Annotated in this window: 12 protein-coding genes; 7 read left to right on the forward strand and 5 right to left on the reverse strand. The window is 67.1% G+C overall.

What is annotated here, in order from left to right; translation table 11 throughout:
• Nucleotides 1-248: 248 nt before the first annotated feature.
• A complete protein-coding gene (locus ACQP1T_RS21065; RefSeq protein WP_433754762.1) occupies nucleotides 249-635 on the forward strand; it encodes a hypothetical protein in 387 nt (128 codons plus the stop codon).
• A 144-nt stretch (nucleotides 636-779) separates the two neighbouring features.
• Here ACQP1T_RS21065 and ACQP1T_RS21070 read toward each other — a convergent pair whose 3' ends face one another.
• Complete coding sequence (locus tag ACQP1T_RS21070) at nucleotides 780-2,984, reverse strand: molybdopterin oxidoreductase family protein (RefSeq protein ID WP_433754763.1); 2,205 nt, start codon at nucleotides 2,982-2,984, stop codon at nucleotides 780-782.
• A gap of 373 nt (nucleotides 2,985-3,357) precedes the next feature.
• Here ACQP1T_RS21070 and ACQP1T_RS21075 point away from each other — a divergent pair, with 373 nt between their 5' ends.
• Together ACQP1T_RS21075 and ACQP1T_RS21080 are read left to right on the forward strand one after the other, a co-directional pair.
• Nucleotides 3,358-4,431 carry an LLM class flavin-dependent oxidoreductase gene (locus ACQP1T_RS21075; protein WP_433754764.1) on the forward strand — a complete coding sequence of 358 codons (1,074 nt, stop codon included), beginning with the start codon at nucleotides 3,358-3,360 and terminating at the stop codon, nucleotides 4,429-4,431.
• A gap of 140 nt (nucleotides 4,432-4,571) precedes the next feature.
• Nucleotides 4,572-5,636: an LLM class flavin-dependent oxidoreductase gene (locus ACQP1T_RS21080; RefSeq protein WP_433754765.1), complete on the forward strand. Its 1,065-nt coding sequence runs from the start codon at nucleotides 4,572-4,574 to the stop codon at nucleotides 5,634-5,636.
• 10 nt (nucleotides 5,637-5,646) lie between these two features.
• Here the strand turns inward: ACQP1T_RS21080 and ACQP1T_RS21085 are convergent, their stop codons facing one another.
• From ACQP1T_RS21085 to ACQP1T_RS21100, 4 genes are all read right to left on the reverse strand, one after another.
• A complete protein-coding gene (locus ACQP1T_RS21085; RefSeq protein WP_433754766.1) occupies nucleotides 5,647-6,678 on the reverse strand; it encodes an aldo/keto reductase in 1,032 nt (343 codons plus the stop codon).
• Nucleotides 6,675-6,827 (reverse strand): hypothetical protein, encoded by a 153-nt coding sequence (locus ACQP1T_RS21090; protein ID WP_433754767.1) that lies wholly within the window; start codon nucleotides 6,825-6,827, stop codon nucleotides 6,675-6,677. Before ACQP1T_RS21090 ends, ACQP1T_RS21085 begins: the two co-directional genes overlap by 4 nt.
• 179 nt (nucleotides 6,828-7,006) lie before the next feature.
• Nucleotides 7,007-7,804: an SDR family NAD(P)-dependent oxidoreductase gene (locus ACQP1T_RS21095; RefSeq protein WP_433754768.1), complete on the reverse strand. Its 798-nt coding sequence runs from the start codon at nucleotides 7,802-7,804 to the stop codon at nucleotides 7,007-7,009.
• A 206-nt stretch (nucleotides 7,805-8,010) separates the two neighbouring features.
• Nucleotides 8,011-8,769: an IclR family transcriptional regulator gene (locus ACQP1T_RS21100; protein ID WP_433754769.1), complete on the reverse strand. Its 759-nt coding sequence runs from the start codon at nucleotides 8,767-8,769 to the stop codon at nucleotides 8,011-8,013.
• Nucleotides 8,770-9,053: 284 nt separating this feature from the next.
• Between ACQP1T_RS21100 and ACQP1T_RS21105 the strand changes: the two genes are divergently transcribed.
• The 4 genes from ACQP1T_RS21105 to ACQP1T_RS21120 are packed head-to-tail and all read left to right on the forward strand — an operon-like array spanning nucleotide 9,054 to nucleotide 12,746.
• Complete coding sequence (locus ACQP1T_RS21105; RefSeq protein ID WP_433754770.1) at nucleotides 9,054-10,097, forward strand: NrtA/SsuA/CpmA family ABC transporter substrate-binding protein; 1,044 nt, start codon at nucleotides 9,054-9,056, stop codon at nucleotides 10,095-10,097.
• 1 nt (nucleotide 10,098) lies between these two features.
• Entirely contained in the window at nucleotides 10,099-10,944 is an 846-nt protein-coding gene (locus tag ACQP1T_RS21110; protein WP_433754771.1) for an ABC transporter permease, read from the forward strand.
• Nucleotides 10,941-11,696, forward strand: a complete 756-nt coding sequence (locus ACQP1T_RS21115) for an ABC transporter ATP-binding protein (RefSeq protein WP_433754772.1) — start codon at nucleotides 10,941-10,943, stop codon at nucleotides 11,694-11,696. The genes ACQP1T_RS21110 and ACQP1T_RS21115 overlap by 4 nt, the downstream gene beginning before the upstream one ends.
• Nucleotides 11,697-12,746, forward strand: coding sequence for an ABC transporter substrate-binding protein (locus tag ACQP1T_RS21120; protein ID WP_433754773.1), 1,050 nt, complete (start codon nucleotides 11,697-11,699; stop codon nucleotides 12,744-12,746).
• Nucleotides 12,747-12,794: the final 48 nt, after the last annotated feature.

The raw sequence follows: 12,794 nt of genomic DNA on the forward strand, positions 1-12,794 counted from the left end.
CCCGATGCGCGGCCCCTGGCGTGCTCGACGAGCCGCCGATTCGGCTCGATATCCCGTCGGCGTGGCTGGACGAGTCACGGGGGTGATCGCATCATTTCCGCGCGATCGAACGGATTCGCCCAGATCGGACAATTGCGACTCACCCGTCGGCACTGATATCGACCTGCGGAACGCTGGGTGTGTGAGCAACCGAACTTCGCGACGCTCCAGTGCTTTTCGCGCACATGGCGACACCGTACAGTCGGCCCATGGTTTTCCGGCTCGAGCTGCAACCTGCCCAACCCCTGCACCTGACGCCCAATTGTGTGGTGCATACCGGGACGGTGCGACTATTCGTCACCGGAACGCTCATCCATACCTCCGGAGCCCCCGCCGAACCGTTCGGCTTCTTCCTCCCGAATACCCGTCCGCTGCCCGAAGACGCGCCTGAACCGCACCTGTGGGCGGAGATGCATCTGATGACCGCCACCGCCGCGGCGGCATCCGGGAACTTCCCCTTCGGCATCACCCACACCCAGGCCGCCTACGTCCCCGACCCGCGCGCCGGCCTGCACCGTTGGCTGCACCTCACCGCCGCCGCCCACCCCGCCAGAGAACTCCGCCTCGGCTACCGCGTCACTGTTCAAACGCCGTGATCGGTCTCGGCGGTGTGCACCGAGGTGCGACCGCGTCCGGTTGGTCAGCCCGCGCGGTGGAGTGACCCCGGGGCGGCAGACTTCCTGGCCGGGAAAGCCGGGCAACGGCAGCACCGGCGTGCATTCTGCGCGGGTAGTGCACTCCTACGAAGTCGTCGCGGGCTCGCGATCGACATCCGCTGCCGTCGGCGCGGGGCTCGCCGGAGACACTGTCACCCACGTGTTGTTGACCGCCGCGTTGCCGGAGAACGTGTCGGTGAGCGACGGGTCGTGCAGCAGGTTGACATTCGCGCCCGGGAGGGACGCGGCTACTTGCCAGCCGACGCCGGGTTCACGGTGCCCCCAGCCGTGCGGGATGGCGATAGTGCCGCGGCGGATATCGTCGCTGACCTCGAGGGTGACCACGATCGAGCCGGTGCGGGAGGTGACCGCGACGGGCGTGCCGTCGGTGAGGGCGCGTTCGGCGGCGTCGGCGGGGTGCATGAGGGCGGTGCAGCGGTCGCGGCCCTTCACCATGGACGGGACATTGTGCAGCCAGGAGTTGTTGCTGCGCAGGTGGCGGCGGCCGATGAGTTTGAGGTCGTAGCCGTCGGAGGGTGCGGTCAGCGCATTGCCGCGGCGCGCGTCGTCGAGCAATTCCTGTGCGGCCGTGACGAAATCGTCGGGCGCGAGGTGCACTTTGCGATCCTTGGTCCCGATCAACGCGCGCAATCGCGGCTGCAGCGGACCGAGATCGATGCCCCCGGCCGCGGCGCGTACCTTCGCCACGGACAATCCCTTGCGACCGCGCCGCAGCACCCCGTACGGACCTGCGGCCACCCCGACGGTCGTCAACCGCATCGGACTGAACTGCTCCAGAACCGCATTGACCGCCCGCGTGGTGAACCGGCGTGCGGGCAGCGGCACCAGCTCGGTGACCAACCGCGCCATGATCTGCCAATCCTCGAGTCCGTCGGCCGGAGGTTCGAAAACGCGGGCGTCATAGCGCAGATTGTTCCGCACACTGAACACCGGGAACAGAATGTTCACATCCTCACGTTCCAGCGGGGAGATCGGCGGCAGGATGATGTCCGCGTGCCGGGTCGTCTCGGTGACGTACATATCCACGGCGACATAGAAATCCAGCGAGTCCAGTGCGGCGTCGAGTTTGCCGCGCTGCGGTGTCGACAGCACCGGATTACCGGCGTAGGTGATCATCGCGCGGATCTGCCCGGCGCCCTCGGTGAGGATCTCATCGGCCAGCACCGCGACGGGTAGCTCCGAGCGGAACGATTTGTAGGTGCCGGAGCGGTCCGTCCACGCTCCGTGGCCCACCGGCAGATATTTTCCGAGCCGCGGCGCATCGATCGGCGGTGTCGCGAACATCTGCCCGCCGGGCCGATCCAGATTCCCGGTGACCGCGTTGATGGTGTTGACCAGCCAATGTGTCAGCGTGCCGGTTACTTGGTGGCATATCCCGATCCGGGCATACAGCAACGCCGAATCCGCTGCCGCATGCTCGCGCGCCAGCCGCCGAATCGTCTCGGCATCGACGCCTGTGAGCGGCGCGGCAAACTCCGGTGTCATCTCGGCGACCAGTGCCCGCACTTCGTCCCAGCCGGTGCACTGCGCGCGAATCCTGCTTTCCTCACACAGGTTTTCGCTGACCAGCACCTGCAGCATCGCCAGCAGCAGATACACATCGCCGCCGGGCGCGATGGCCACATGCTCATCGGCCAGCCGCGCGGTCTCGGTGCGCCGCGGATCGATCACCACTACCTTGCCGCGCTTGCGCACGTCTCGGATGCGCTGCTTCGCATTGGGCATGGTGGTCACCGAGCCGTTCGATACCGCCGGATTGGCGCCCATGATCACGAGCCGATCGGTGCGATCGATATCGGCCACCGGCATCAACACATTCGATCCGAACATCCGCCATGCCACGAACTCCTGCGGAAACTGGTCGATCGAGGACGCCGAAAAGAAATTGCGCGTCATCAGCACCGTGCGCAACAGCGCGCCGTAGATTACCGACGAGCTGTGTGCGGCCGGATTTCCCAGGTACATTCCGATCGCGCTGTCCCCGTGCGCGTGGCGCACCTGCCGTAGCCGACGCCCGATCTCGCTGAACGCCTCGTCCCATCCGATCGGCTCGAACCGGTCACCGACCCGGCGCACCGGCGTGCGCAACCGGTCCGGATCATGGTGCAGCCCACCCATTGCCGTCGCCTTCGGGCAGATGTACCCGGCGGAGAGTACATCGTCGGGGTTGCCTTCGATCCGGGTTACCCGTTCGTCCTCGACGGTTACCAGGATTCCGCAATGGGCTTCACACAGGGTGCACTGGCGGGCAATCGTGGTCGCGCTCATGAGTCTTCACTCCGCATCGGTCCAACACTGCCGGAGTTCGGCTCCAGCCTTGTGCCGAGCTTATCGGCCGAACGCCAATAACACACCCGGGTGTCCGACTCGGTCGCTGCTGTCGGCTCATCTGGCCCGCTGAAATGGATTTGATGGCCCGCGTCGCGGAACCGCGCCTGATGACCGTTGATCAGCTGGTCGACGTGGCCGTACTTGTGTTCGGACTGATCGCAATTCTGTTCGGCCGCAAGTGCATACGGTTGAATGCGGCAATGTCATCGTGTTGTCGTCAAGTGTCTCGCGTCGTCGTCATGGGAGGAGTCACTCGATGCCTGCACTGATCGCCGGGTCCGAGATTCCGCACTGTGGTCAGTGAGCGCTGATGAGGACCACACCACTGATCAGAACCTTGTCGTTCCTGACCCCCGGCAACTATCCCGACGACGATCCCTTCACCGGGCTCGAGGACACGCTGCAGCTGTTCGAGTATGGCGAGAGCCTCGGTTTCGACGGCGCGTGGATCCGGCAACGTCACCTAGAGCACGGTGTGGGGTCGGCGGCGGTGTTCCTGGCCGCTGCCGGCCAACGCACCCGTCGCATCGAGTTGGGGACGGCCGTGATTCCTATCGGCTACGAGAGCCCGTTCCGGCTGGCCGAGGATCTGTCGATGGCCGACGTACTGTCGCGGGGCCGGCTGCAAGCCGGCTTCAGTGCCGGTACCCCGCCACACGCCGAGCTGATCGGGCACCTGGTCTTCGATGGCGACTGGCGCAGCTACGACCTGTCCTACGGCCGGATTGCCCGGCTGGTCGAGAACCTCCGCGGCGACTACCTGGGTGACGCGGACACGGTGATCCACTCTCCGGGCAACACTCAGCGGCCCAGGCTGCAGCCGCACAACCCCGGCTTGATCGACCGGCTCTGGTATGGCGGTGGCAGCACCCGATCGGTGCGCTGGGCCGGGGAGAACGGGCTGAACCTGCTTACCGGCAACATCGTTTCCGGTGAGCACAGCGACGATTTCACCACCACCCAGCTGAGCTTGATCGGTGAGTATCGCCGACTGGTCGATCCGGCCCGACCGGCCCGGGCCGCGGTGGGCCGGGTGATCGTCCCGTTCGACAGCGCGGACCGGGTGACCCGCGAGCGGTACCGGCAGTACGCGGCCGGCCGGCATGAGCGGACCCTGGCTCCGCAGGGGGAGCGGCGCATCCTTTTCGCCCCGGATGTGGTCGGCACCGCCGAGCAGATACTCGACCGACTGCGCAACGATCCCGTGCTTACCCAAACCTCGGAGCTGCGACTGGAACTGCCGTATGAGTTCGACCGCGGCGACTACGAGCAGATCCTGTACGACACCGTGCAGCTGATCGCGCCCGCACTGGGCTGGCAGCCCGGCTCGACGGATCCGCCGACCACCGCGCCCGCCGCCGACGGGTTGGCTGCGTCGGCGTGACACGAACACGCGGCCCGGCGGTCGCCGCGGGTATCGCGCTCCGCCCTCTTCGTCCTGATCCAAGGACAGACCACTGATGTTCGCCGGGCGCAGCTCGTCCAGCTCGCCGCTGATCACGACCACTGAACAGGAATCACCCTATGAGTCTCGAGTTCCTCTGGTACATCCCTAATCAGGTCACGCCGGGACACCGTGGCGAACCTGTCACAGCTGACCACAACAGCTTGGACACGTTGTCCGCCCAGGCCAAGGCCCTCGAGGAACACGGCTGGAAGGGAGCGTTGCTCGGCACCGGTTGGGGTCGCCCGGACACGATCACCGTCGCCACCGCGCTGGCCGCCAGGACGACGACCTTCGAACCACTGATCGCGATCCGGCCCGGCTACTGGCGGCCCGCCCACTTCGCTTCCGCCGCAGCAACTCTCGACCATCTTTCCGGCGGCCGGGTCCGCGTCAACATCGTGTCCGGGAAGGACGACCTCGGAGCGTACGGCGAAACCGAAAGCGACCAGGCGCACCGTTACGCCCGCACCAAGGAGTTCATCCAGGTCGTCCGCAAGCTGTGGACCGAGGAAAATGTCACCTACCGAGGCGAGCACTACCAGGTCTCCGAATCGACTGTGGTGCCGCGGATTACACCACGTGGCGACCGGAGGCATCCGACGCTGTACTTCGGCGGCGCGTCCGAAGCCGCCGAGCGGGTGGCGGCGACCGAGGCCGACGTACAGCTGTTCTGGGGTGAGCCGCTCGAGGGTGTGCGGGAGCGGATCGAGCGCCTGCGCGCGTTGAGCGACGAACTCGGCCGCGAGCACGCACCACTGGAGTTCGGTCTGCGAGTCACGACGTTCGTCCGGGACACCACCGAGCAGGCCTGGGCGGAGGCCGAGGCCAAGGTGGCGGAGATGGCGAAGGACCAGGGTGCGGATGCGCAGAACCCGTTCCGCCAGACCGCCGTTGGACAGCAGCGACTGCTCGATCTGGCCGTCCGCGGCGAGGTGCTCGACGACAACCTCTACACCGCACCGGGGAAGTTCGGTGGCGGTGGTGCGGGCACAACGTGGCTCGTCGGCTCCCCTGAGGACGTCGCGAAATCGTTGCGCAAGTACCGCGACCTCGGCATCACCCACTTCGTCCTCTCCGACACCCCGTACCTGCCGGAGATCGAGCGTCAGGGAAACCAACTGCTGCCGTTGCTGAGGGAATGAGCGCGGCGACTCAGCGTCGCAGTCCGGTCCCGTGCACGCCGTGCTCCTCGATGAGTGCGAGTTCTTCGTCGGTGAGTGCCGGGAAGTCCAGCGCCGCGATGTTGTGGTCGAGTTGCTCGGTAGAACTCGCACCGATCAGCGCCGAGGTGACCTCTGGTCGCCGCAGTACCCATTGCAGGGCCAATTGGGCCAGTGACTGGCCCCGGGCCTCAGCGATCTTGTTGAGCGCGGAAGTGCGCAGCCGGTAGGTCTCATCGATCACATCCGGCGACAGGAAGGCGCTGTTCTGTGCGCGTGCGCCCTCGGGAATCGTCTCGAGGTACTTGTCGGTCAGCAGGCCCTGTGCGAGGGGTGAATAGACGATCAGGCCGAACCCGTGCTGGCGGGCGGTATCCAGCAGGCCGTTCTGTTCGGGGCGCCGGTCGTAGATCGAGTATCGGGCTTGGTGGATGAGCAGCGGGACGCCCGCCTGCCGGAGCAGCTCGACGGCCTCGTAAGTCCGATCGGGCAGGTAATTGGAGATGCCGATGTAGAGCGCCTTGCCCTGCTGCACCGCGGTGACCAATGCGCCGACCGACTCCTCCAATGGTGTGCTGAGGTCGGGGCTGTGATGGTAGAAGATGTCGACATAGTCCGTGCCGAGGTCGCGCAGACTGTGGTCGAGCGAGTTGAGGATCGACTTACGTGATCCGCCCCTGAGGTAAGGACTCGGACCGATCGGGTTGCCCGCCTTGGTCGAAAGGATGAGTTCGTCACGATAGGGAGCGAGATCCTTGGCGAGCACCGCGCCGAAGTTCTGCTGCGCGGCGCGGTGCGGTGGCCCGTAGCGGTCGGCATTGTCGAAGTGCGTGATGCCGAGGTCGAACGCGTGCAGGATGATCTCCCGCTGCGTCGCGAACGCGTAGTCGGTGCCGAATTTCTGCCACAGGCCGAAGGAGAAGGCGGGGAGATCCAGGCCGGAGTTCCCGGTGCGGCGGTACGGGACCGTCTCGTAGCGGTCCTCCGCTGCGGCGTAGGTCAGATCGACGGCTCTATTGGTCATCGGTGATATCCCTCGGTTGTGTTGTCGCAGTAGGTCGAAGCTTTCGGGTTGTCGGGGAAGACCACGTGGTCCGCGTCCGAGGCGAGCCACGAGTTGCCGAGGTAGCCGGTCCTGGTCACGCCGACGGTGCGGAACAGTCTGCGCGGCATATTCGGGTCTCCGTTCGGGGCGGGGGTGGTGCGCCGGCTCCGCCGTCGATATCACTCGGCACGCGTTCCGGGGGCGGCCGCCGAATCGCGGGGGACCCCCGGGTCTTCCACTTTTCCCGGTGACCAAGTCCGGCACCGACATTCGCGTCGGCCACGGCGTGCGCCGACCACGATCGCCGTCAGTAATACACCGGGCCAGGAATGCCGCCCCCGACCGCGATGGCTTCGCCGGTAATGGCGATGCTGCGTGGTGAGGCGAGAAAGGTCACCACGTCGGCGACTTCACGAGCGTCGATGACTCGGCGCACGGAGTTTCGCGTGAGGCCGGCTTCGAGCTCGGCGACCGTAGTGCCGGACTCCTCGGCTTGCGTCGACAATCGGGCCGTGAGACGTTCGGTTCTGGTCAGACCCGGGTGCACGACCGTCACATTGACACCCTGCGGGCCGAGTTCGTCGGCCAGGTTCTTGGTCAATGCGGACACGCTGACATTGCGAATAGTCTGTGCGATGGAATTGGCCTGCCGGGCACCCAGTCCACTGATATTGATGATCCGGCCCCATCCTTGCTCGACCAAGTGTGGGGCGACCGCGCGCGCGGTCCGCAGATACCCGAGCACTTTGATCTCGATCTCACGACGAACGACCTCGTCGGTGGTTGCGGTCAGATCAGTGGGCGAACCGGCGCTCCATGGCGTTGCGGCGGAGTTCACCAGGATGTCTACCCCGCCCAATTCGGTGACGGTGCGCTGAACGAGCGCTTGCACCTGGTCGTCGTCGCCCGTATCGGTCGGTACCGCGATCACTCGTCGGCCCGTCTCGTCGGCCAGTTTCCGTGCGGCGATCTCGAGCGGTTCGGCCGAGCGGGCAGCGATCACGACATCGACGCCTTCGGCTGCGAGGCCGTGCGCGATCGCAAGCCCGATACCGCGGCTGCCGCCGGTCACGATCGCGCGTTTTCCATCCAGATTCAGATCCACTCGCCCCACGCTAACAAGCTCGACGGCGTCGGTGATCGGTCCCGCTCGGGCTGATCCGAACTCCGCGCTGTGCCCACGTTCCTCACTTGCGCGCTGCGCCGGAACGGCTCCCGGTCGCCGCAGTGCGAAATTGCATGAGCTACTGCCGATCCCGTGTGGTGTTCACCGACTTTCGGCGAGGGGCCGAGGCGGCGGCGTTCCGGGTGTCATTCGCCGGTCTGATCGGCGGCGAAGCGGGCGGCGATCTCGGCGGCGGTCACCTTGGCCAGCTCGACGAGGAACGGGAGGCGCTCGGCGATCATGAGGGTGGTGGGGCCGCGCAGGCCGAGGGCGAAGCGGGCCTCGCCGGTGGGGGTGAGGATGGGCAGGCCGATGGTGCGGAAGCCTGGATCGAGCTCTTCGTCGTTGTAGGCGTAGCCGCGGGATCGGGTGCGGGTGAGTTCTTCTCGCAGTTCGGTGGGGGTGGAGACCGAGCGGGCGGTGCCTTCGTCGTAGGGCAGGGTGGCCAGGAAGTCGTCGGGGGTGTCGGACCAGGCGAGCAAGGCTTTGCCCAGGGCGCTGGCGTGCAGGGGAAGTCGAACGCCCATGAGGCGGTGGCCGTCGCTGTCGCGCCAGCGGCTGGTGCCGAGCAGTACGGCGTGGATGCTGTGGCGGATAGCGACCGAGGCGCTGGCACCGGTGGTGGCGGCGAGCTGTTCGAGGCTGGGTTCGGCGAGGTAGATGCGGTGCTGGCGGTAGGCGATCTGGCCGTATTCGGCCAAGGCGCCGCCCATGCGGTAGCGGCTCGAGGTTTCGTTCTTGTCGAGGAATCCGGCCTGCACGAGGGCGCTCAATAGCCGGTGGGTGGTGCTGACCGCCAAGCCCTGCTGGCGGGCGATCTCGGATACGCCGCGTTCCTCGCCGCCGCGGAAGCAGTCCAGCACAGACAGGGCACGGGCGACGGTCTGCACTCCGGAAGCTTCCACACCGGGGACGGTAACACGGCGCGGCGGTGCCGCTGGGCGACAGCGCTTTCCGCTATATGGAAATCCTGGCGTGATCGGGATTCCGCTCACGGTGAGCGAAAAGCGGCATGTCAGTTGAGCTTTCACCCGGTCGGCCCCAAATAGGTTTCCAATAACGCTTCCACTGTGTGCGTGTCAATCCTTCCGATCCCCGGAAAGCATTACCTCGTGATGCCGCGGCCGCGCCCCTACTGTCGCTGCTCATGGATCGGCTTCGATCCCCGATTCGGAAGAGGTGTTCCACGATGTTCCGCACGCGCAGGCCGAACCGTTGGCGTCTGGCGCTCGCGCTCGCCCCCGTCGTTGCTCTGGTGGCGGCGTGTGGCTCGGGCACCGCCACCGAGGCGGGCCCGCGGGCGGAGCTGGTGCTGAAGGTGGCCGACCCCGGCAATTCCGGTCCGCTGGCGGTGGCCAAGCGCGACGGCACCTTCGACAAGGCGCTCGCGCCGCTGGGCGCGAAGGTCGAATGGATCACCACCACACCGGGATTCAGCTCCATGCTGAAACTGTTCAACACCAAGGAACTCGACGTCTCCGGTGCCGCGTTCAGCCCGGTGGTCGGCGCGCTGTCCAAGGACGTGGCCGTGCGCATCGTCGCGGTGCAGGACCCGGCGGGCAAGGATCAGAGCGGCATCATCGCCGGCAAGGATTCCGGCATCCACTCCGTCGCGGATCTGGTCGGCAAGCGAGTCGCGGTCAATCCGGCCGGCAAGGGCGAATACATCCTGCTCGAGGCGCTGGCGCAGGCCGGTATCCCGGCCGACAAGGTGACGCGAGTGCCGTTGCAGCAGAAGGACGCGGCCTCGGCGTTCGCGACCGGCAAGGTCGATGCGTGGGCGTCGTTCCTGGTGCCGTACCAGGAGGCCAAGGCCAACGGTGGCGTGGAGATCGCGACCGAACAAAGCATCGGCTCCAAGGACAACTCGGTGGTGGTGTTCCGCACCGAGATCCTCGACAAGCGGCCCGAAGTCGCGGCCAAGTACCTCGAAGTCCTGCAGGGCCTGACCGCTCAGCAGCACGACAATCCCGCCGGGTTCGAGAACGTCTTCGAGCAGACCGGTCCGCGCGCGCTCAGTGGTGCGCGCCTGTCCGACGCTTTGCGGGTCGGGGCGGAGGCGACCGTGCCGCGGCTGCCGGTCGATTCCGATGCCGCCGATCTGGCCGAAGTGGTGAAGCTGTTCGCCGACAACGGTGTGATCACCCGCAAGATCACTGCCTCCGACATCTTCTACGACCTGAAGGCCAAGCTCACTACTGAGCAACTGGCCGCGCTGAAGACGGGCCGCTGACATGGCTGTCCGCACTGTCCACGCCGCCGAGGAAGATCTCGGCACGCTCGCTGCGCCGCGGACCCGGGTCGAGAAGTCCAGGCCCGCATGGCTGTCGGTACCGCTGCGTTTCCTGCTGCCCGCGTTGATCGTCGCCGCCTGGTGGATCGGCTCGGCCACCGGTGCGCTCTCGCCGCAGGTGCTGGCCGGACCGCCCAAGGTCTGGTCGGCGTTCACCGAGCTGCTGGGCAGTGGCCAGCTGCTCGACTTCGCGGTGGCCTCCTTCACCCGCGCCGCGTTCGGTGTCGGGCTGGGCGTCGGTGTCGGGTTGCTGCTCGGCCTGATCGCCGGACTGTCCAGCCTCGGTGAGGAATTGGTGGACTCCACCATGCAGATCGTGCGCGCGGTGCCGTTCCTGGCGTTGGTGCCCCTGTTCATCGCCTGGTTCGGCATCGACGAGCTGTACAAGGTGGCACTCATCGCGGTGGCCACCGTCGCGCCCATGTACGCGTACACCTATCTGGGAGTGCGCAATGTGGACCGCAAAGTGGTCGAGGCCGCGCGCGGATTCGGTTTGCGCGGGGCACGGCTGGTGCTCGAGGTGATCCTGCCCTCGGCGCTGCCGGGGATCCTCATGGCGCTGCGGGTGTGCTTGTCCATCAGCATCACCGGCCTCATCGCCGCCGAGCAGGTCGGTACCGCCGAGGGTGTGGGCTATCTGGTCACGTTGGCGCAGGAATACAACCGCACCGATTACATGGTGCTGTGCGTGGTGCTGTACGCGGTGCTCGGCTTGATCTTCGACGCCGTGGTGCGGCTGGCCGAACGCTATACGATGCCCTGGCGGCGGCAGGTGGCAATCCGATGACCGCCGTCGAACAGTCGCCGCCTGCCACCGCGCCGGTCGCCGTGCGGATCACCGGACTGCGCAAGGCCTTCGGTGACAAGATCGTCCTCGACGGGGTGGATCTGACCATTCGCCGTGGCGAGTTCGTGGTCCTGCTCGGCCCCAGCGGCACCGGTAAGACCACCCTGCTGCGCCTGCTCACCGGCCTGGAAACCCCCGATGCCGGGCGAGTGCTGGTGCCGGCGGTGCGCACCACCGTCTATCAGGAGCCGCGGCTGATCCCGTCCAAGCGGGTACTGGCCAATGTGACGGTCGGGCAACGCCGTTCGAAGCAGACCAGGGAGGCGGGGCTGCGCGCGCTGGCCGAGGTGCATCTGGGCGGCAAGGCCCGGCAGTGGCCGGCGACCCTGTCCGGTGGTGAAGCCCAGCGGGCGGCGCTGGCGCGGGCGCTGGTGCGCGAACCCGAACTGCTGTTGCTGGACGAGCCGTTCGCCGCGCTGGATGCGCTGACCCGGTTGCAGATGCAGGACCTGGTGGGGGAGTTGGTGACCCGCCATCACCCGGCGGTGCTCATGGTGACCCATGACGTGGACGAGGCAGTGCGCCTGGCCGACCGGGTGCTCATTCTCGATCGCGGCCGCTTCGCGGTGGACACCGAGATCGACCTGGCCCATCCGCGCGACGGCAACGACCCTGCCGCGCTGCGCTATCGCGCGGCCTTCCTCACCGAACTCGGCGTCGGCGCCGCGCCCTCGCAGAACTCAGGAGCATAGATGACCACCACAGCACAGCCCGATCCCGCCGGCACCCTCTGGTACACCCGCTGCCCGGTGCCGACCGCCAGCGGCCTGGCGCACAGTCTGGGCTGGCTGGGCGAGACCGCCCGTACCCACGGCCTGGACTTCGGGGTCCTGCAGGACGCCGGCCCGGAGCTGGCCGCCCGCCACTTCGACCACACCCTCGCGGGTTTGGTGCGGGAAGGCGGCAACGTGCCCGCGCTGGCCGCGCGCGCTCACGGCTCACCGACCCGGCTGATCGGGCTGACCTGGATCGACGAAGCTCAGGTCATTCTGGTCGGCCCGCAGTCGCCGGTGAGTTCACCGGCCGAACTGGCGGGGCTACGGATCGGCATCCCGGCCTGGGCCCAGGATCAGGCGCGCAGCTTCCCGCGAGCGATGGCCCTGCACGGGTTCACCAGCGCCCTGCGCCTGGGTGGGCTCACCCTCGCCGATGTGCAGGTCGTGGAACTGGGGGTGGAGCGAGATCCGCAGGTACGCACCGAAGTTCAGCAGCGTTCCCGGTCCATCACCTGGGGTGCCGACGAGTTGCTGCGCGGTGAAGTGGACGCCATCTACGTCAAAGGTGCCCGCGCTCAGGAAGTCGCCGCGCAGCACGGGCTGCGGGTCGCGGTGGACCTGGACGCCACCGACACCAAACGTTTGCGCGTCAACAACGGCACCCCGCGCCCGATTACGGTGCATCAGGATCTGCTCGACACCAACCCCGACGCGGTGATCGGGTTCCTGGCTCAGAGCCTGCGGGCCGCGGACTGGGCGACCGACAATCTCGACGGTGTGCGGGAGGTGCTGCAACGCGAAACCCTTTCCGGGCCTGAGGGAGTCGTGGCCGCCTACGGCACCGAGTTCCATCGCGGCCTGCATCCCTCGCTGGATCCCGAACGCCTGGAGCTGCTCGGGGTGCAGAAGCAGTTCCTCTATACCCACGGTTTCCTTTCCGCCGATTTCGACCTCGACTCGTGGGTCGCCCACGAGCCTTTGGCGCGGGCGCGGGAGCTGGTCGCCGCCGGGCAGGTTGCGGCATGACCGAGTCAGGGCCCGGAGGAGGCAGCTGGCGTAACCACGGAGGGCCCC

Origin of the sequence: Nocardia sp. CA-135398, from assembly GCF_050955845.1 — a bacterium.
Lineage (GTDB): Bacteria > Actinomycetota > Actinomycetes > Mycobacteriales > Mycobacteriaceae > Nocardia.